The organism is Mycobacterium sp. Dal123C01 (assembly GCF_052566995.1).
This window is the reverse complement of sequence record NZ_CP199580.1, coordinates 3,575,781-3,593,951: the sequence shown is the minus strand read 5'-3', so window position 1 is coordinate 3,593,951 and position 18,171 is coordinate 3,575,781. Positions and strand designations below refer to the sequence as shown.

General features: G+C 67.2%; 17 protein-coding genes and 1 pseudogene. 9 read left to right on the top strand and 9 right to left on the bottom strand.

Translation table 11 applies throughout. The annotated features are described in order from the left end of the window. Positions 1-10: 10 nt before the first annotated feature. Positions 11-1,840, top strand: a pseudogene (locus tag ACTXG5_RS16960) (DEDD exonuclease domain-containing protein); the annotation flags it as partial. On the opposite strand, the gene trpD reads toward ACTXG5_RS16960, so the two are convergent. Next, positions 1,778-2,881 carry an anthranilate phosphoribosyltransferase gene (gene trpD, locus ACTXG5_RS16955; RefSeq protein WP_445159905.1) on the bottom strand — a complete coding sequence of 368 codons (1,104 nt, stop codon included), beginning with the start codon at positions 2,879-2,881 and terminating at the stop codon, positions 1,778-1,780. The pseudogene ACTXG5_RS16960 and the gene trpD overlap by 63 nt on opposite strands. A gap of 149 nt (positions 2,882-3,030) precedes the next feature. Between trpD and ctaE the strand changes: the two genes are divergently transcribed. From ctaE to qcrB, 4 genes are read left to right on the top strand one after another with little or no spacing between them, the layout of a single operon-like run. Continuing rightward, complete coding sequence (gene ctaE, locus ACTXG5_RS16950; RefSeq protein WP_445159904.1) at positions 3,031-3,642, top strand: aa3-type cytochrome oxidase subunit III; 612 nt, start codon at positions 3,031-3,033, stop codon at positions 3,640-3,642. Between the two features lie 31 nt (positions 3,643-3,673). After that, entirely contained in the window at positions 3,674-4,543 is an 870-nt protein-coding gene (gene qcrC, locus ACTXG5_RS16945) for a cytochrome bc1 complex diheme cytochrome c subunit (RefSeq protein WP_445164462.1), read from the top strand. Beyond that, entirely contained in the window at positions 4,540-5,733 is a 1,194-nt protein-coding gene (gene qcrA, locus ACTXG5_RS16940; RefSeq protein ID WP_445159903.1) for a cytochrome bc1 complex Rieske iron-sulfur subunit, read from the top strand. Before qcrC ends, qcrA begins: the two co-directional genes overlap by 4 nt. Next, positions 5,730-7,379, top strand: a complete 1,650-nt coding sequence (gene qcrB, locus ACTXG5_RS16935) for a cytochrome bc1 complex cytochrome b subunit (protein ID WP_445159902.1) — start codon at positions 5,730-5,732, stop codon at positions 7,377-7,379. The genes qcrA and qcrB overlap by 4 nt, the downstream gene beginning before the upstream one ends. Positions 7,380-7,419: 40 nt before the next feature. Here the strand turns inward: qcrB and ACTXG5_RS16930 are convergent, their stop codons facing one another. Then, positions 7,420-7,866 carry a DUF5994 family protein gene (locus ACTXG5_RS16930; RefSeq protein ID WP_445159901.1) on the bottom strand — a complete coding sequence of 149 codons (447 nt, stop codon included), beginning with the start codon at positions 7,864-7,866 and terminating at the stop codon, positions 7,420-7,422. Between the two features lie 296 nt (positions 7,867-8,162). Between ACTXG5_RS16930 and ACTXG5_RS16925 the strand changes: the two genes are divergently transcribed. Beyond that, a complete protein-coding gene (locus ACTXG5_RS16925) occupies positions 8,163-8,396 on the top strand; it encodes a hypothetical protein (RefSeq protein ID WP_445159900.1) in 234 nt (77 codons plus the stop codon). A 25-nt stretch (positions 8,397-8,421) separates the two neighbouring features. Here the strand turns inward: ACTXG5_RS16925 and ACTXG5_RS16920 are convergent, their stop codons facing one another. The 4 genes from ACTXG5_RS16920 to ctaC form a co-directional block, all read right to left on the bottom strand. Then, positions 8,422-9,054 (bottom strand): DUF2561 family protein, encoded by a 633-nt coding sequence (locus ACTXG5_RS16920; protein WP_445159899.1) that lies wholly within the window; start codon positions 9,052-9,054, stop codon positions 8,422-8,424. Then, positions 9,054-10,016, bottom strand: a complete 963-nt coding sequence (locus tag ACTXG5_RS16915; protein ID WP_445159898.1) for an MmpS family transport accessory protein — start codon at positions 10,014-10,016, stop codon at positions 9,054-9,056. The genes ACTXG5_RS16920 and ACTXG5_RS16915 overlap by 1 nt, the downstream gene beginning before the upstream one ends. Positions 10,017-10,198: 182 nt before the next feature. Further along, positions 10,199-10,618, bottom strand: a complete 420-nt coding sequence (locus ACTXG5_RS16910) for a cytochrome c oxidase subunit 4 (RefSeq protein ID WP_313860357.1) — start codon at positions 10,616-10,618, stop codon at positions 10,199-10,201. An 8-nt stretch (positions 10,619-10,626) separates the two neighbouring features. Next, positions 10,627-11,736, bottom strand: coding sequence for an aa3-type cytochrome oxidase subunit II (ctaC, locus tag ACTXG5_RS16905; RefSeq protein WP_445164461.1), 1,110 nt, complete (start codon positions 11,734-11,736; stop codon positions 10,627-10,629). 155 nt (positions 11,737-11,891) lie between these two features. Between ctaC and asnB the strand changes: the two genes are divergently transcribed. Continuing rightward, positions 11,892-13,892 (top strand): asparagine synthase (glutamine-hydrolyzing), encoded by a 2,001-nt coding sequence (gene asnB / locus ACTXG5_RS16900; protein WP_445159897.1) that lies wholly within the window; start codon positions 11,892-11,894, stop codon positions 13,890-13,892. A gap of 106 nt (positions 13,893-13,998) precedes the next feature. Here the strand turns inward: asnB and ACTXG5_RS16895 are convergent, their stop codons facing one another. Beyond that, the gene (locus ACTXG5_RS16895; RefSeq protein WP_445159896.1) at positions 13,999-14,973 is read right to left on the bottom strand and encodes a carbohydrate kinase family protein; all 975 of its coding nucleotides are present in this window, start codon (positions 14,971-14,973) and stop codon (positions 13,999-14,001) included. Between the two features lie 181 nt (positions 14,974-15,154). Here ACTXG5_RS16895 and ACTXG5_RS16890 point away from each other — a divergent pair, with 181 nt between their 5' ends. Beyond that, positions 15,155-15,763 (top strand): Rv0361 family membrane protein, encoded by a 609-nt coding sequence (locus tag ACTXG5_RS16890; protein ID WP_445159895.1) that lies wholly within the window; start codon positions 15,155-15,157, stop codon positions 15,761-15,763. 24 nt (positions 15,764-15,787) lie between these two features. Here ACTXG5_RS16890 and ACTXG5_RS16885 read toward each other — a convergent pair whose 3' ends face one another. Together ACTXG5_RS16885 and ACTXG5_RS16880 are read right to left on the bottom strand one after the other, a co-directional pair. Next, positions 15,788-16,144 (bottom strand): iron-sulfur cluster assembly accessory protein, encoded by a 357-nt coding sequence (locus ACTXG5_RS16885; RefSeq protein ID WP_445159894.1) that lies wholly within the window; start codon positions 16,142-16,144, stop codon positions 15,788-15,790. A gap of 70 nt (positions 16,145-16,214) precedes the next feature. Beyond that, a complete protein-coding gene (locus ACTXG5_RS16880; protein ID WP_445164460.1) occupies positions 16,215-17,291 on the bottom strand; it encodes a glycerate kinase family protein in 1,077 nt (358 codons plus the stop codon). Positions 17,292-17,536: 245 nt separating this feature from the next. On the opposite strand from ACTXG5_RS16880, the gene ACTXG5_RS16875 reads away from it, so the two are divergent. Further along, the gene (locus ACTXG5_RS16875) at positions 17,537-18,169 is read left to right on the top strand and encodes a DUF3043 domain-containing protein (protein ID WP_445164459.1); all 633 of its coding nucleotides are present in this window, start codon (positions 17,537-17,539) and stop codon (positions 18,167-18,169) included. The last annotated feature ends 2 nt before the right edge of the window (positions 18,170-18,171 follow it).

Sequence of the window (18,171 nt, the reverse complement as noted above, 5' to 3'; positions counted from 1 at the left end):
CGTCACGCCCATGGGTGTGACTGGTGGGACTCAACTGAGTTTCGCCGACCTGGAATCCAGCGCGGAAACTCTGCTGCGCGAGACCACCTTCGTCGTGGTCGACCTGGAGACGACGGGCGGGCGCAGCCGCAGTAGCGACGGAGCACCCGCCGACTCCATCACCGAAATCGGGGCGGTCAAGGTCCGCGGCGGGGTGGTGCTTGGCGAGTTCGGCACCCTGGTGGACCCGCAGCGCAGCATCCCGCCCCAGATCGTTCAGCTCACCGGCATCACGACGGCGATGGTGTGCGACGCCCCGACCATCGACGCCGTGCTGCCGATGTTTTTGGAGTTCGCCGGCGATGCGGTTCTGGTCGCCCACAACGCGGGGTTCGACATCGGGTTTCTGCGGGCCGCCGCGCAGCACTGCGAAATCCGTTGGTCCCAACCGCAAGTGCTGTGCACGGTCCGCCTGGCGCGGCGGGTGTTGAGCCGCGAGGAGGCCCCCAGCGTGGCGCTGGCCGCACTGGGGCGCCTGTTCGCCGTCGCCACCCAACCCACCCACCGTGCCCTCGACGACGCCCGCGCCACCGTCGAGGTGTTGCACGCCCTGATCGAGCGGGTGGGCAACCAGGGTGTGCACACCTATGCCGAACTGCGCGCGTATCTGCCGAACGTGACACCAACGCAGCGCCGCAAGCGCGTGCTCGCCGACGGCCTGCCACACCGGCCCGGGGTCTACCTGTTCCGCGGGCCCTCGGGCGAGGTGCTCTACGTCGGCACCAGCGTTGACCTGCGCCGCCGGGTGAGCCAGTACTTCACCGGCGCCGACCCCCGCGGCCGGATGAAGGAGATGGTCACGCTGGCCGGCGCGGTCGACCACGTCGAGTGCGCCCACGCGCTGGAGGCCGGCGTGCGGGAGCTGCGGATGCTGGCCGCGCACGCTCCCCCGTACAACCGCCGGTCGAGGTTCCCGCAGCGCTGGTGGTGGGTGGCACTGAGCGACGAGGCATTCCCCCGGCTGTCGGTGGTGCGGGCCCCGCGACACGACCGCGCCATCGGGCCGTTTCGCTCCCGCACCGACGCCACCGACACCGCGACACTGCTGGCGCGGTTCACCGGAATCCGAACGTGCACCAAGCGACTCGGCCGTTCGGCCCGGCACGGACCCGCCTGCCCCGACGTCGAAGTGTCGCCCTGCCCCGCCGCCCGCGACGTGACCGCGGCGCACTACGCCGAGGCGACCCAGCGCGCCGCGGCCCTGATCGACGGCGTCGACAACAGCGCGCTGGACGCGGCCGTCTGTCAGATCACCGAGCTGGCAGAACAGCACCACTACGAGAGTGCGGCACGATTGCGCGACCGCACCGCCACCGCCGTCGAGATCCTGTGGCGCGGTCAGCGGCTGCGGGCGCTGTCCGAGCTGTCCGAGCTGATCGCCGCCGCACCCGACGGCGGCGGGGGCTACCACCTCGCCGTCATCCGCTACGGCCAGCTCGCCGCGGCCGGCACCGCCGGGCGTGGGGTGCCACCGATGCCGGTCATCGACGCGATTCACGCTGGCGCACAAGCGATCCTGCCGACGGCCGCCCCGCTCGGCGGTGCGCTGGTCGAAGAGACCGCCCTGATCGCGCGCTGGCTCCTCGCCCCGGGAGTGCGCATCGTGCGGGTCGCCGACGACGTCGGATGGGCCTCACCGCTGCGATCCGCCGGCGCCTGGGCGGCGTGGGCGGCAGCGGCGCGCTCGGCGCGGCTGGCCTCGCAGCAGGATCCGGCGCAGGCGGTGCGGGGACCGGACTCAGACCTGCTGGCTGAACCGCACCCAACGCGCGAGCAGCTGTTCGGCGGCTCCGGAGTCGATGGCCGCGGCGGCGCGCGCCAATCCGTCCTCCCAGGCAGGCAACCATTCAGCGCGGCTGGATAGGCCCGCATGCGCGACGATCGCGCCCGCGGCGTTGAGCACGACGGCGTCGCGGATCGGGCCCTGGGCACCGCCCAGCACGGCTCGTACCTCGTCGGCATTGGCTTGCGCGTCGCCGCCGACCAGCTCGTCGAGGTCGGCGCGGGCGAACCCGAACCCCGCCGGATCGAATGTCAGCTTGTCCACCGTGCCCGCCTGCACGCGCCAGATCGTGCTCGTGGTGGTCGTGGTCAATTCGTCCAGGCCGTCGTCGCCGTGCACAACCAGCACGCTGGCGCGCCGCGCGGCGAACACCCCGGCCATCACCTCGGCGAGATTGGCGAACGCGCAGCCGATCAACCCTGCCCGCGGTTGAGCCGGATTAGTAAGCGGCCCAAGGAGATTGAAGACAGTCGGTATCCCGATCTCGCGGCGCACCGCTGACGCGTGCCGGTAGGAGGGATGGAACACCGGCGCGAAGCAGAACCCGATCCCGACTTCGGCCAGGCTGCGCGCGACCTGGTCTGGCCCGAGGTCGATGCGCACGCCGAGCGCCTCGAGCGTGTCGGCGCCGCCGGACAGCGAGGAGGCGGCGCGGTTGCCGTGTTTGACCACCGGCACCCCCGCCGCCGCGACCACGATCGCCGCCATCGTGGACAGGTTGACCGTGTTGACGCCGTCGCCACCGGTACCGACGATGTCCACGGCGTCGTCGGTGATCGTGTCGGCAGGTATGCGGCGCGCATGGCTGAGCATCACGTCGGCCAGCTCGCTGACCTCGGCCGCGGTGGGCACCTTCATCTTCATCGCGACCGCGAAGGCGGCGATCTGGGCCGGCCTCGCGTTGCCGGTCATGATCTGGTCCATGGCCCAGGCGGCCTGGCCCCGCGCCAGGTTCCCCCCGTCGGTCAGACGGCCCAGGAGCTGCGGCCACGTCGGCGCCGCCCCGGCCACAGCCGCGGAAAACGCTCGGGGCGAAGGAGCCTCAGATGACAGAGCCACGCGCCGATGGTCCCACGGGGACCAACCCCCGCCCAACCGTCGTTCCGGGTGCTTGGGAAAGCGGCGGCAAAGCCTCTGAAAACGACGCGCCCAACCTAATTTCCGCCCCGGGTAGAGTTCAACAACTACAAAGCGTCATACTTGCGGATGTGACGAGTGCTGTAGGGACCTCGGGGACTGCGATCACGTCTCGAGTGCATTCGCTGAATCGGCCCAATATGGTCAGTGTTGGCACCATAGTGTGGCTTTCCAGCGAGCTCATGTTCTTTGCTGGTCTGTTCGCGTTCTATTTCACGGCGCGGGCGCAGGCCGGCGGGAACTGGCCACCGCCGCCCACCGAGCTGAATCTGTACCAAGCCGTGCCGGTGACATTGGTGTTGATCGCCTCGTCGTTCACCTGCCAGATGGGCGTGTTCGCCGCCGAGCGCGGCGACGTCTTCGGACTGCGCCGCTGGTACGTGGTGACCTTCCTGATGGGGCTGTTCTTCGTGCTCGGGCAGGCCTACGAGTACTTCCACCTGGCGACCCACGGGACGACCATCCACGGCAGCGCCTACGGCAGCGTGTTCTATCTGGCCACCGGCTTCCACGGACTCCACGTCACCGGCGGACTGGTCGCCTTCATATTCCTGCTGGCCCGTACCGGGATGAGCAAGTTCACCCCGGCGCAGGCGACGGCCAGCATCGTCGTCTCCTACTACTGGCATTTCGTCGACATCGTGTGGATCGCGCTGTTCACCGTGATCTATTTCATCCGCTGAAGGCCGGCGCTAGATGAACAGGAGTGCTCGGTTGAAGAACCTGGGATTCATCCGATCCCGCGGCCGTAAGCCGCAGAGTCAGTCCCGCAAAGAGCAGGGCGATCGGTCGCGGCGGCGTCTTCGCCGCCGGCTGTCGGGCGGCCTGCTGCTGATGATCGCGCTGACCATCTCCGGCGGGGTGGCCGCCGTGCTGACCCCCACTCCCCAGGTCGCCGTCGCCGACGAGTCGGGCGCGGCGCTGCTGCGCAACGGCAAGCAGCTGTTCGACACCTCCTGCGTGTCCTGCCACGGCGCCAATCTGGCGGGCGTGCCCGACCACGGGCCCAGCCTGATCGGCGTCGGCGACGCGGCCGTCTACTTCCAGGTGTCCACCGGCCGGATGCCGGCGATGCGCGGCGAGGCACAGGCGCCGCGTAAAGAGCCGATCTTCGACGAGGCCCAGATCGACGCGATCGGGGCATACGTGCAGGCCAACGGCGGTGGCCCCACCGTGGTGCGCAACCCCGACGGCAGTCTGGCGATGCAGTCGCTGCGCGGCAGCGACCTGGGCCGCGGCGGCGACTTGTTCCGTCTCAACTGCGCCTCGTGCCACAACTTCACCGGCAAGGGCGGCGCGCTGTCCTCGGGCAAGTTCGCGCCCGACCTGGGAGAGGCCAATGAGCAGCAGATCCTGACCGCGATGCTGACGGGCCCGCAGAACATGCCGAAGTTCGCCGACTGGCAGCTGTCCTTCGAAGCCAAGAAGGACATCATCGGCTACGTCAAGGGCGTCAGCGAGGAGAAGTCCCCCGGAGGGTATGGCCTCGGCGGCTTCGGACCCGCGCCCGAGGGCATGGCGATGTGGATCATCGGGATGGTCGCCGCCATCGGGTTGGCACTGTGGATTGGGGCGCGAGCATGAGCGACGGCTCAGACACCGACAAAGGCACCGGGACACCCCGCGAGCCTGACGAGGCGGCACTGGCCGCGATGTCCAACCAGGAACTGCTCATCCTGGGCGGCAAGATCGACGGCGTCGAGACCGTCTTCAAAGAGCCGCGCTGGCCGGTCGAGGGCACCCAGGCCGAGAAGCGCGCCGAGCGCGGCGTTGCCCTCTGGCTTTTGCTAGGTGGCGGTTTCGGGCTGGCGCTGCTGCTGGTTTTCTTGTTCTGGCCGTGGGAGTACAAGTCGAACGAGGGCGGGGGCAGCTTCGTGTACTCGCTGACCACCCCGCTGTACGGCCTGACCTTCGGGCTGTCCATCTTGTCGATCGCTATCGGCGCCATCCTCTACCAGAAACGGTTTATCCCGGAAGAGATTTCGATTCAGGACCGCCACGACGGCGCATCCCGTGACATCGACCGCAAGACGGTCGTGGCCAACCTGACCGATGCGCTCGAGACGTCGACGATCAAGCGGCGCAAGCTGGTCGGAGCGTCGTTGGGCCTGGGCCTGGGCGCGTTCGGTCTCGGCACCCTGGTGGCGTTTGCCGGCGGTCTGATCAAGAACCCGTGGAAGCCGGTCGTGCCCACCGCCGACGGCCTGAAAGCGGTGTTGTGGACATCGGGCTGGACGCCGCGGTTCCACGGCGAAACGATCTTCCTGGCGCGCTCGACCGGGTCAACCACCGGGGCGCCGTTCGTCAAACTGCGCCCCGAAGACATGGACGCCGGCGGGATGGAGACGGTGTTCCCGTGGCGGGAGTCCGACGGCGACGGCACCACGATCGAATCGCACGAAAAGCTGATCACGATCAAGATGGGCGTGCGCAACCCGGTGATGCTGATCCGCATCCGACCCACCGACATGCCGCGGATGGTCAAGCGCCAGGGCCAGGAGAGCTTCAACTTCGGCGAGTTCTTCGCCTATACCAAGGTCTGCTCGCATCTGGGTTGCCCGTCATCGCTGTACGAGCAGCAGTCGTACCGAATCCTGTGCCCTTGTCACCAGTCGCAGTTCGACGCATTGCATTTCGCGAAGCCGATCTTCGGTCCGGCTGCCCGCGCCTTGGCGCAACTGCCCATCACCATCGACTCAAACGGGTATCTGGTGGCCAACGGTGACTTCATTGAGCCCGTCGGACCGGCATTCTGGGAGAGGACGACAACATGAGTCCGAAACTGAGTCCCCCGAACATCGGTGAGGTCCTGGCCCGCCAAGGCGAGGACATCGACAGCCGGTATCACCCCTCGGCGGCAGTTCGCAGACAGCTCAACAAGGTCTTCCCGACGCACTGGTCGTTCCTGCTCGGTGAGATCGCGATGTACAGCTTCATCGTGCTGCTGCTCACCGGCGTGTGGCTGACGCTGTTCTTCGATCCGTCGATGGTGGACGTCACCTACAACGGCGTCTACCAGCCGCTGCGCGGCGTCGAGATGTCGCGGGCCTACCAGTCGGCGCTCGACATCTCCTTTGAGATCCGCGGCGGCCTGTTCGTCCGGCAGGTCCACCACTGGGCGGCGTTGATGTTCTCCGCGTCGATCATGGTGCACCTGGCGCGCATCTTCTTCACCGGCGCCTTCCGGCGTCCGCGCGAGGCCAACTGGGTCATCGGCTCGCTGCTGTTGATCCTGTCCATGTTCGAGGGCTACTTCGGTTACTCGCTGCCCGACGACCTGCTGTCGGGCATCGGCCTGCGGGCCGCGCTCTCGTCGATCACCCTGGGCATGCCGGTGATCGGAACCTGGCTGCACTGGGCGCTATTCGGCGGTGACTTCCCCGGCACCATCCTGATTCCACGGATGTACGCCCTACACATCCTGTTGATTCCGGGCATCATCCTGGCCCTGATCGGGATGCATCTGGGGTTCGTCTGGTTCCAGAAACACACCCAGTTCCCCGGCCCGGGACGCACCGAGCACAACGTCGTCGGTGTGCGCGTGATGCCGATCTTCGCGGTCAAGTCCGGCGCATTCTTCGCCGCCATCGTGGGCGTGCTCGGCCTGATGGGCGGCCTGCTACAGATCAACCCGATCTGGAACCTGGGTCCCTACAAGCCATCTCAGGTGTCGGCCGGATCGCAGCCCGACTTCTACATGATGTGGACCGAGGGCCTGGCCCGTATCTGGCCGCCATGGGAGTTCTACTTCTGGCACCACACGATTCCCGCGGTGGTCTGGGTTGCGCTGATCATGGGTGGCGTTTTCATGCTGCTGATCGTCTACCCATTCCTGGAGAAGCGGTTCACCGGCGACTACGCGCACCACAACCTGCTGCAGCGGCCGCGGGATGTCCCGGTGCGCACCTCGATCGGCGCGATGGCGATTTCCTTCTACATGCTGCTCACACTGGCGGCGATGAACGACATCATCGCGTTCACGTTCCACATCTCGCTGAACGCGACGACGTGGATCGGGCGCATCGGAATGGTGATCCTCCCGCCGTTCGTCTACTTCATCACTTATCGGTGGTGCGTTGGACTGCAACGCAGCGACCGGGCGCTACTCGAGCATGGCGTCGAGACCGGCATCATCAAGCGGCTCCCGCACGGTGCCTACATCGAGCTGCACCAGCCGCTGGGCCCGGTCGACGATCATGGCCACCCGCTAGCGCTGGAGTACCAGGGCGCGCCGGTACCCAACAAGATGAACAAACTGGGGTCGGCCGGCTCGCCGGGTACCGGCAGCTTCTTGTTCGCCGACCCGGTGTCTGAGGACGCGGCGCTGCGCGAGGCGGCCCACGCCGCTGAGCACCGCGCGCTGACCGCGCTGCGCGACCGCCAAGACACCACCAACGGATCCACGAACGGCGAGCACTAGCTCCAACAGCCGTGGGGCCGCGTCGTCGGCGTGCGGGTCGCTAGGGGCAGCTGAGGGCGCGTTGCTGGTGGGCGGCCCGCAGGATTGAGCCGGCGGTCACGAATGCGGGCTTCTCGCGATCGGCGGTGGCGACCGGCAGGTTGGCGGCGCAGCGCATCACCATCAGCGCGAGCGCGCTGTAGGTCGCATACGGGATGATCAACAGGTTGGCGCAACCGTTTTCGCCGTTGATGGTCATTACGTGCTGACGCTTGTGTTCCCATCCCGGCCAGTTGAAGTCGGGTGGTCGTTGCAGCGGTTGCCAGTTGACGTTGATGGACGTGATGTCTCCCAGCATGGGAGTCAGCACCCCGACAACGTCAGGCAATTCATTGGTGATGCGGTCTGCGCGTGGCCACCACGCGCCGTCGATGTCGCGGCCGAGCTCACGAGCCACCGATAGCCGGACGGGATTGGACCGGCCTCGACCGCCGAACGGACGTGTCATCGCAGCCGTCGCTGCGGGCCGCGAGAGGGGCCGCTGATGATGGCTCGCCGGCCCGCGAAAGTTCGGGCTGCACAATCCACGGGCGGTTCCCTTCACTGTCGGCATCGCCCGCACGGGTGTGGGGCGGCGGAGTAGGTCATCCGCGCCGATGCGGTATACGACCGCTGACAACGAAAACAACTCACGCCTGACGCTACGCCACAGGTAGGCGCTTCCCGATCTCCCCTGTCGGTTAGGGACGCGGATCGCCGAATCGCAAGTAGGCTGAGGGCAACGGAAGTAGGGATGGATAGTCCATGGCAATACAGAACTGGAACGACGCACCCGGGATTCATCCCGAAAAGATTCGGGTCGGTGACATCATCGGCACGGCGCAACCCACCCTGCTTCGCTACACGGTCAAGATGATCGGCGGGCCGCAGAGAAGTCCACGGCAGTGGACATTCTTCTGCCGTGACGACGGGGGTCTGCAGTACACCAGCACGTTCGGGGAGGACGAGTTGGTGCCCAGGTTCGCCAAAGCATCGTGAACACGGCTGCGCGGGTGGGCGTCGACTAGTTGCCGGCGACCACTGCGCGCAGCTGCCGAATGAACAGCCACTCGGCCGCCGGCATCGCCGCGGTGATGACTCCGGCCAGTCCGTAGCCAACCCACGACGGGCCGTCGTGCCCCACGGCCATCGAATAGGTCGCTGCGGCAACCGCAATCAGCGCGGCGCCCATCGTGGCCGCCAAGACGACGGTGCCGCGCAGCCAGACCCGGTCCACGGCCTCGCCGGACCATTCCCCAGCCGGTCCGCCCGCCTGCGCCCGCTGCGGGCGAACCCGCTCGACCACCTGGCGCGCGGCGGTCGGCCTGCTCGCCGGGCGACCCTGCAAGGCCGTCGACCGAACGATCGGCGGCTCGGCCTTGGTCATCCTGCGTGCCCGCAACAGCACCGGTACGGCCCCGGCGATGATCAACGCGGAAACAATGATGACGGCGTACAACACCCACGGCGTGCTGTGCGTATTGCTGGACGCGCTGTGAAAGCCGCGACCCAGATCCGCCAGCGCGACGGCAGCAGCCACGCTGACGCCCAACAACAGCAGCCAGATCGCGGCGCACGCCCCCAGCAGGATCCGATCGATGACGTCCGGCGGAATGGTGTCGGACCCGCGTCGGTACGCGGAGTATCTGCTGACCATCAGCAGCTCGTCTGCGGTGAGTCGGTGTTGTTCGACGAAAGCACCGACCCGTCGCTGGTGGTGATCGAGCAGTTGAGCCTGCTGAGCCGGAAAAGGCTGGACGCCTGGACCGAGCCGACGTCGGATTGCGAGATCGGTGTGACCGTCATCGACCACGGGATGTACACGTTGTGCTGCGTACGTGACCGGCCGGAGGCGTCGACGTAGGTCACCGAGATGATGTCGCCGGGCGCCTTGGTTCCGGTCACCGAATACGTGACCTGCCGTGGACCGGCCGGCGTCGTCGGCGGCGGAGGCGGAGGCGGGGCCGCGGTTGCCGACGTTGAGGCCGGCGGCGGCGCGGTCGACGTCGCCGGCGGGGGCGGCGGGGGCGGTGGCGTCACCGTCACAGTCTGGGTCTCCGTAGCTGTCGGGGGCGGTGGCGGTTCCGTGGTGGGTGGCGGCGGAGGCGGTGGCTTGGTCGTGGTGATTTCGTCCTGCATGGGCGACGTGGACGGCGTGCTGGTGCCCGGATTGGCAAGTTTGTCGGTGTCGGTACGCGCGAACAACAGTGACACCGACACCACGAGCGCGATCGCGGCCACGATGGCGGCGACGCCGACGATCCACGGCCAGCGCGGGGCGGCGTCGTCGTCATCGTCGTCATCGGATGAGTCGTCGTAGTTGTCGTAGTCGTAGAGCCCCAGATCTGCCGGCACATACGGGCCGGTGATGAAATGCTCCGCCTCGGGTGCGGAGTAGGCACGGGAATATGCGTCCGTCTCGCCGCTGTGGTCGGCCGCAGCTATTGCACCGCTGTCGTCGAAGGGTTCCAGTTCGCGATCAGAATGCAATTCGTCGTCGTGCTCGTCGATCGGTTCCAATTCGTCGCCGGGCTCGCTGCCGGAATTCGCTTCGTGGTCGAGCTCACTGGCGGAATCGGATTCGTCGGGTTCCCATCCCGGGGGTTTCGGCCCGCTCATGTCTGCCTGCCCTGTCCAACTGCCTCACCTGCGCACGGGGCTTCAGGGGTACCTCGTACCGCGAGCGCTCGGGAGATTCTCATGTGCTTGCGCAAACCCTACCGAACCGAGCGGGGCGAAGAAGTCTTGGCAAACGGGCGACGGCTCAACTGATGCCCGGATTGTTACCTTCGAGACGCAAATCAGTGCTTCTCGGGGCCTACGTAGTACTCAAAGACCAACCCTGCGGCCGACGCAAGGATGAACACCACGCCGGCAACGATCAGCCACGGCAGCCACAGTGCGATACCGACCGCGGCCACCGAGCCCGACAACGCGACCAGCAGCGGCCACCAGCTGTGCGGGGCGAAGAATCCCAATTCCCCTGCACCATCGCTGATTTCAGCGCCCTCGTAGTCCTCGGGCCGGGTATCGAGGCGACGGGCCACGAACCGGAAGAAAGTGGCCGTGATCAACGCCAAACCGCCGGTGAGCGCCAGCGCGGTGGTGCCCGCCCACTCTTCACCACCGGTAGCGAACAGCGCAGTCAGCACCCCGTAGAGCACCGCGGTGACGACGAAGAATGCGGCGATGAATTCGAACAGCCTCGCTTCAATATGCATTGCGTGTCCTAACCTACTGGACCTACTGTTTGGGCCAGTTCGCCGCGGCGGGTGTCGAACGGATGCGTGGTCACCGCCAGCGGCGACTGGGCGATCGCCTGCAACGCTTGAGCGTTCGTCTTTCCGTCGATCCGTTGCTGCAAATAGGCCTTGAAGTCGTTGGGCTCGACCACTCGAACCTCGAAGTTCATCATCGAGTGATACGTGCCACACATCTCCGCGCAGTGACCGACAAATGCCCCGGTCTTGGTGATCTCTTCCACCTGGAACACGTTGACCGAGTTGTTTTCCTTCGGGTAGGCCATCACGTCGCGCTTGAACAAGAATTCCGGGACCCAGAAAGCGTGGATGACATCGGCCGAATTCAATTGGAATTCGATGCGCTTGCCGGCCGGCAGCACCAGGACCGGAATTTCCTGGGGGGTCCCCAGAGTTTCGACCTTGTCGAAGTTCAGGTAGGTCCGGTCCTCGGTGTTGATCCCGTGCACCGGCCCGACGCGCTCCTCGCCGCGAGCGTCTTTGCCCTCCGGCTTGGAGACCATCGCCTTCTTGCGGGCCTCGTCGGCGCCGTCGTAGGTCAGCGTGCCGTCTTTGAAGTTGACGCGCTGATAGCCGAACTTCCAGTTCCACTGGAAGGCCGTGACGTCGATCACCACTTCCGGGTTCTTGTCCAGATGCAGCATTTTCTCCTGCACCACGACGGTGAAGTAGAACAGCACCGAGACGATCAGGAACGGCGTCACGGTCAGCACCAGCTCCAGCGGCATGTTGTAGCCGAACTGCCGGGGCAGTTCGGTGTCAGTTGCCTTCTTCCGGTGGAAAGCCGCCGACCAGAAGATCAGGCCCCACACGATGACGCCGACGACCAGGGATGCGATCACCGCACCGATCCACAGCTCCCGGTTGACATGGGCCTGTGGCGTGATGCCCTCGGGCCAGCCCAGGGCGAATACCGTTTGCCAGCTGCATCCACTGAGCGTGACCGCGAGAACTCCCAGCGTCCCGGCCAGCGCCAGCGGTCGAAGACGACGGGAAAAACCCCGCGGCGCGTCTGCGGAACGGCGCTGAAACATGCCCTGCGACAAACGTTGCGAACGGAACTGCCCGCCGGGTGTCACGTTGGCGCCTCCTGCTCGAATATCGAATACTACGCAGCGTAGACCACGCCGCTCAGCCCGGCGACTAAACCCCGACCGGCTCGTCTGCCGCGTCGTCGCGACCGGTCCGGTGCGGCGCCCCCAAGCATCGCCGAAGTGCGGCATACTGGGGCGCCGTGTGTGGACTGCTGGCGTTCGTGGCCGATCCGGCCGCCCTGAACGACCAAGCGACCGGCCCCGGCCCTGCCGGTGCCGAGGATGCCGTTGCCGCGGCACATGCGGCCCGGGCCGACGGCGCCATTGCCCGCGCGTCGCATCTGATGCGCCATCGTGGGCCCGACGAGCCCGGCACCTGGACGGATCCGGGAGCCGACGGATCGGTCGTATTCGGTTTCAACCGGCTCTCGATCATCGACCTCGCGCATTCGCATCAGCCGCTGCGCTGGGGCCCACCCGAGGCGCCCGACCGCTACGTCCTGGTGTTCAACGGCGAGATCTACAACTACCTCGAACTGCGCGACGAACTGGCCGCCCGGCATGACGCTGCCTTCGCCACCGACGGTGACGGCGAGGCCATCGTCGCCGGCTACCACCACTGGGGCACCGACGTGTTGACGCGGCTGCGCGGCATGTTCGCCTTCGCACTGTGGGACACCGTCACCCGCGAATTACTTTGCGCCCGAGACCCTTTCGGCATCAAGCCGCTGTTCATGGCGACCGGTACCGGCGGCACGGCGGTGGCCAGCGAGAAGAAGTGCCTGCTGGATCTGGTCGATTTGGTGGGGTTCGACACCGCGATCGACACCCGAGCCGTCCAGCACTACACCGTCCTGCAGTACGTGCCGGAGCCCGAGACGCTGCACCGCGGGGTGCGCCGGCTCGAATCCGGCTGCTACGCGCGCATCCGGCCCGGGGTGCCGCCGCAGGTCACCCGCTATTTCGTACCCCGATTCGCCGCGGTGCCGATGACCCGCGACACCGAGCAGGCCCGCTACGACGAGATCACCGCGGTGCTCGAGGACTCGGTGGCCAAGCACATGCGCGCCGACGTCACCGTCGGGGCGTTCTTGTCCGGCGGTATCGACTCCACCGCGATCGCGGCGCTGGCCATCCGGCATAACCCCCGGCTGATCACCTTCACCACCGGATTCGAGCGGGAGGGATTCTCCGAGATTGACGTCGCGGTGGCCTCGGCCGAGGCGATCGGCGCCCGCCACATCGCCAAGGTGGTCAGCGCCGGCGAGTTCGTCGCCGCCCTGCCCGAGATCGTCTGGTATCTCGACGAGCCGGTCGCCGATCCGGCGCTGGTCCCGCTGTTCTTCGTCGCGCGCGAGGCCCGCAAGCACGTCAAGGTGGTGCTCTCCGGCGAGGGCGCTGACGAGTTGTTCGGCGGATACACGATCTATCGAGAGCCGTTGTCGCTGAAGCCCTTTGACTATCTGCCGCGGTCGCTGCGGCGTTCGGTGGGCAAGATGAGCAAACCGCTGCCCGAGGGCATGCGCGGCAAGAGCCTGCTGCATCGCGGTTCGCTGACCCTCGAGGAGCGTTACTACGGCAATGCCCGCAGCTTCTCCGATGCGCAGCTGCGCGACGTCTTGCCCGGATTCCGCGAGGAGTGGACGCACACCGACGTGACGGCCTCGGTATACGCCGAATCGACGGGCTGGGACCCGGTGGCCCGTATGCAGCATGTCGATCTGTTCACCTGGCTACGCGGCGACATTCTGGTCAAGGCCGACAAGATGACGATGGCCAACTCGCTGGAGCTCCGGGTGCCGTTCCTGGACCCGGAGGTGTTCGCCGTCGCGTCCCGGTTGCCCGTGGACGCGAAGATCACCCGCACGACCACCAAGTACGCGCTGCGGCGAGCGCTGGAACCCGTCGTCCCCGCGCATGTGCTGCACCGGCCCAAACTCGGGTTCCCGGTTCCCATTCGGCATTGGCTGCGCGCCGGCGAGCTGCTGGAGTGGGCCTACGCGACGGTCGACTCCTCGCAGGCCGGTCATTTGGTCGACGTCGCCGCCGTGCGCCGGATGCTCGACGAACACCGCAGCGGCATCAGCGATCACAGCCGCCGGCTATGGACGGTGCTGATCTTCATGCTCTGGCACGCGATCTTCGTCGAGCACAGCGTGGTGCCCCAGATCGGCGAGCCGCACTACCCGGTGCAGCTCTAGTGTGCGGCGAGGGCGTTGAAGGTGAATCCTGGGCGCACTTTTCGCGGAATTCCCGCCCTCATCTCACACGCAACGCCGTGAGTTCACACTCGGCCGGATAGGCGACCTAGGCGAGCACCGCGGCGATCTCGGCGGCCGCCTCGTCGCCGTAGGCATCCGCCAACCGGCTCTTGGCGACCTCGCGGTCCCACTTCCACTCCTGCGTGCCGGTCGACTCCAGCACCAGCACCGCCACCAGCGAGCCCAGCTGCGCGGCGCGCTCCAGGCTCAGCCCGGCGCTGCGCCCGGTGAGGAAGCCGGCCCGGAACGCGTCGCCGACCCCGGTGGGGTCGGTCTGGCTGTTCTCGGGCACCACGCCGACGTGGGTGGTGGTGCCGTCGCGCTCCACGATGTCGACGCCCTTAGCGCCGAGCGTGGTCACCCGCAGGTCGACCTTGCCCTGCACATCGGCCTCTGACCAGCCGGTCTTGTTGAGCAGCAGCTCCCACTCGTAGTCGTTGGTGAACAAGTAGGCCGCCCCGTCGATCAGCTTGTTGATCTCGTCCCCGGACAGCCGGGGCAGCTGCTGGGACGGGTCGGCGGCGAAAGCCAAGCCGAGCTTCCGGCACTCCTCGGTGTGCACCACCATGGCGTCGGGGTCGTTGGCCCCGATGATGACCAGATCCGGCTTGCCCACCGACGACACGACGTCGGCGAGCTTGATGTTGCGGGCCTCCGACATGGCGCCGGGATAGAACGACGCGATCTGGGCCATGTCCTCGTCGGTGGTGCAGGTGAACCGGGCGGTGTGCGCGGTCTTGGAGATCAGCACGTTCTCGCAGTTGACCCCGTGGCGCTCCAGCCATTCACGGTATTCGCCGAAGTCGTCGCCGGCCGCGCCGACCAGCGCGACGTCCCCACCCAGCACGCCGATGGCGAAGGCGATGTTGCCCGCCACGCCGCCACGATGAATCACCAGGTCGTCGACCAGGAAGCTCAGCGAAACCTTCTGTAGATGCTCGGCCAGCAGGTGCTCGGAAAACCGGCCGGGAAAACGCATCAGGTTATCGGTCGCAATCGAACCAGTCACCGCGATCGTCACGAAATCTCCACCCTTCATCGGTAAGCGCGTCCAGCCTACCTACGCGTTTCGACCACCGTTGCGTCCGCAGTCGGCGAAAGGTGGTGCGCTAGCCTGCCTAGGGAACTCACTCAAGTCGGCGGGACCGAATACGCGGGCGGTACCCGCCCGTGGTCCCGGCAACCACAGTAGGAGAACCAGAATGGGCGGTCCGCACTCGCCGAACCACACTGTCGGCGGCGACGGACCCGTGCCCTACAACGAGCCCCAAGCCGTCGACTTCCCGCACGAGCCCCCGGGGGTACCACCTGGCTACCCGAAGCGGCGTTCACCGCGGCGGTTGATCATCGGGATTCTGGTGGCCATCGCCCTGGTAGCCGCGATGACGGCGGCGATTGTGTACGGGGTCCGCACGAATGGGGCCAACACCGGTGCCGCGTTCTCCGAAGCATCGGCCAAAACGGCGGTTCAGGGCTACCTGGACGCGCTCGAGAGCCGCAACACCGACGAGATCGCCCGCAACGCGCTCTGCGGCCTGTACGACGGCGTGCGCGACCGGCGGTCCGACCAGGCCCTGGCCAAGTTGAGCAGCGATGCGTTTCGCAAGCAGTTCTCGCAGGTCCAGCTGACCTCGATCGACAAGATCGTGTACTTGTCGCAATACCAGGCTCAGACGCTGTTCACGATGCAGGTGTCGCCGGCCACCGGCGGCCCGATGCGTGGGCAGGTCCAGGGCGTCGCGCAGCTGCTATTCCAGCGCGGCGAGATCTTGGTGTGCTCGTACGTGCTGCGTACCGGGGGCTCGTACTAGCCGCCGGTCACTAGCCGTTGCGGGTCAGTTGAAGGAGTCTCCGCAGGCGCAGGAGCCGGTGGCGTTCGGGTTGTCGATGGTGAAGCCCTGCTTCTCGATGGTGTCGACGAAGTCGATCGACGCGCCTTCGATGTAGGGCGCGCTCATCCGGTCCACCGTCAGCTTCACGCCGCCGAAGTCGGCGATCAGGTCGCCGTCCAGCGTCCGGTCGTCGAAGAACAGGTTGTAGCGCAGCCCCGCGCACCCGCCGGGCTGGACCGCGATCCGCAGCGCCAGGTCGTCGCGGCCCTCCTGGTCGAGCAGGGACTTCGCCTTGATCGCGGCGGCCTCGGTGAGGATGGCGCCGTGAGTCGTGGCGGTCGTCTCGTTTTCCACCGTCATTAGTTCTCCTACATGCCTGTTGTTGGGTGGGTGCCCGGGCACCGGAACCGCGCGGGGTAAACCCACTGCCTCAACGGTACCTTGCAGGACCGCTATTCCCGAGTCGCGCCGCTACCTGTGACGCTAATCCCATCAGCTGATTTGCCGCATCGGCCAGCGCCAATCCCACCGAGCCGGCGTATTCGGCCATGGACAGCGCCGACATGATGCCCGCCGATCGCACCGCGGATTTCTCCAGGCCGACCTGCCCGGCCAGCACGATCACCGGAATTCCCAGCGGGCCGGCCGCGTCCGCGAGCGAGCCGACCACCTTTCCGTGCAGGGACTGCTCGTCGAACGTGCCTTCGCCGGTGACGATCAGCTCCGCGGTGTCCAGGTCGTCGGCCAAATGGGTGTGTTCGGCGATGATCGCCGCGCCGGACTCGCAGCGGCCCCCGAGCGCGAGCAGCCCCGCGCCGATACCACCGGCGGCGGCGGCCCCCGGCTCGGAGCTCACATCCCGTCCGGCCACTGCTTCCAGTTGCAGCGCCCACGCCTCGAGGCGGACCTCGAGTGCGGCGACGGTGACCGTGTCCGCGCCCTTCTGCGGCCCGAACACCCGGGCCGCGCCCCACGGCCCCACCAGCGGATATTCGGTGTCCGAGGCGGCGATCAGCTCGACATGGGCCAGTTGCCGACGAGCGACTTCCAGACCGCCCAGCTCGGCGATCATTCCTTGCCCGCCGTCGGTGCACGCGCTGCCGCCCAGCCCGACGACGATTCGCATCGGCCCGGACCGTAGCGCCTCCGTGATGAGCTGTCCGACTCCCCTGCTGTGCGCGGTCAGCGCGGTCTCCGGGTCGACCGGACGGCCCAGCAAGGCCAGGCCACACGCCTGCGCACACTCCAGGTAGGCGGTCGCCGAGTCGGGATCCCACACCCACTCCGCGTCCACCGTCGTGTCCAGCGGCCCCATCACCCGGATGCGCCGCTTCTCCCCCAGCCGATTGGCCAGCACCTCGATGAAACCCGGTCCGCCGTCGGATTGCGGGGCAACGATGAACTGGTCGCCCGGACGGGACCGGGTCCAGCCGGTCGCGATGGCGGCGGCAGCTTCGACCGCCGAGAGGCTGTCGCCGTAGCAATCCGGAGCCACCAGCACCCGCATGGCGGGCAATTGCAGGCGACCCGGTGAAAGACCAGCGGGAACGTCATCCGTGGCCATCGAGCCGTCATCCATCACCCGTAGCCGTTCATCACCGTTAAGGGTAGGTCTAAGTATCGCGCGGGCGCAGAGCTATGGCGATGCCTGACGGGGCCATGCGGGAACCGGGTCGCCTGCGAAGTAACCTGGCGGTTGTGAAGCTGTTGGGCCGTAAGAAAACCCATGCGGAGGTCCTGGAAGGCGATCTCGTGGCACCGGCCGCGTCCGACGCCGCCCCGGACGCGGCACCCCGCGCACCACGCCGAACCGACCCCAAGGGCCGCCCAACGCCCAAACGCGACCAGGCCCGACGGACTACGAAGAAGGGCCCGGTTGCGCCGGCGCCCCTGACGTCGTCCGAGGCGCGGGCCCGCCGCAAGACTCTGGCCGGCCCCAAACTCAGCCGCGAGGAGCGCAAGGCCGACCGCACTGCGGGCCGGGCCCGGATGACGGATCGCCGGGAACGCATGATGGCCGGCGACGAGGACTACCTGCTGCCGCGCGACCAGGGTCCGATACGCCGTTATGCGCGCGATGTGGTGGATTCCCGGCGCAACGTGCTCGGCCTGTTCATGCCGTCGACGCTGGGTCTGCTGTTCGTCATGTTCGCCGTTCCGCAGCTGCAGCTTTACATCTCTCCCGCGATGCTGTTGATCACCGCGGTCATGGGCGTCGACGGTGTGATCCTGGGCCGAAAGGTCAGCCGGCTGGTCGATGCGAAATTCCCGAGCAACACCGAAAGCCGTTGGAAGCTAGGCCTGTACGCCGCCGGCCGGGCTTCGCAGATACGCCGGATGCGCGCGCCCCGGCCCAAAGTTGAGCGCGGCAGCAGTGTCGATTGACC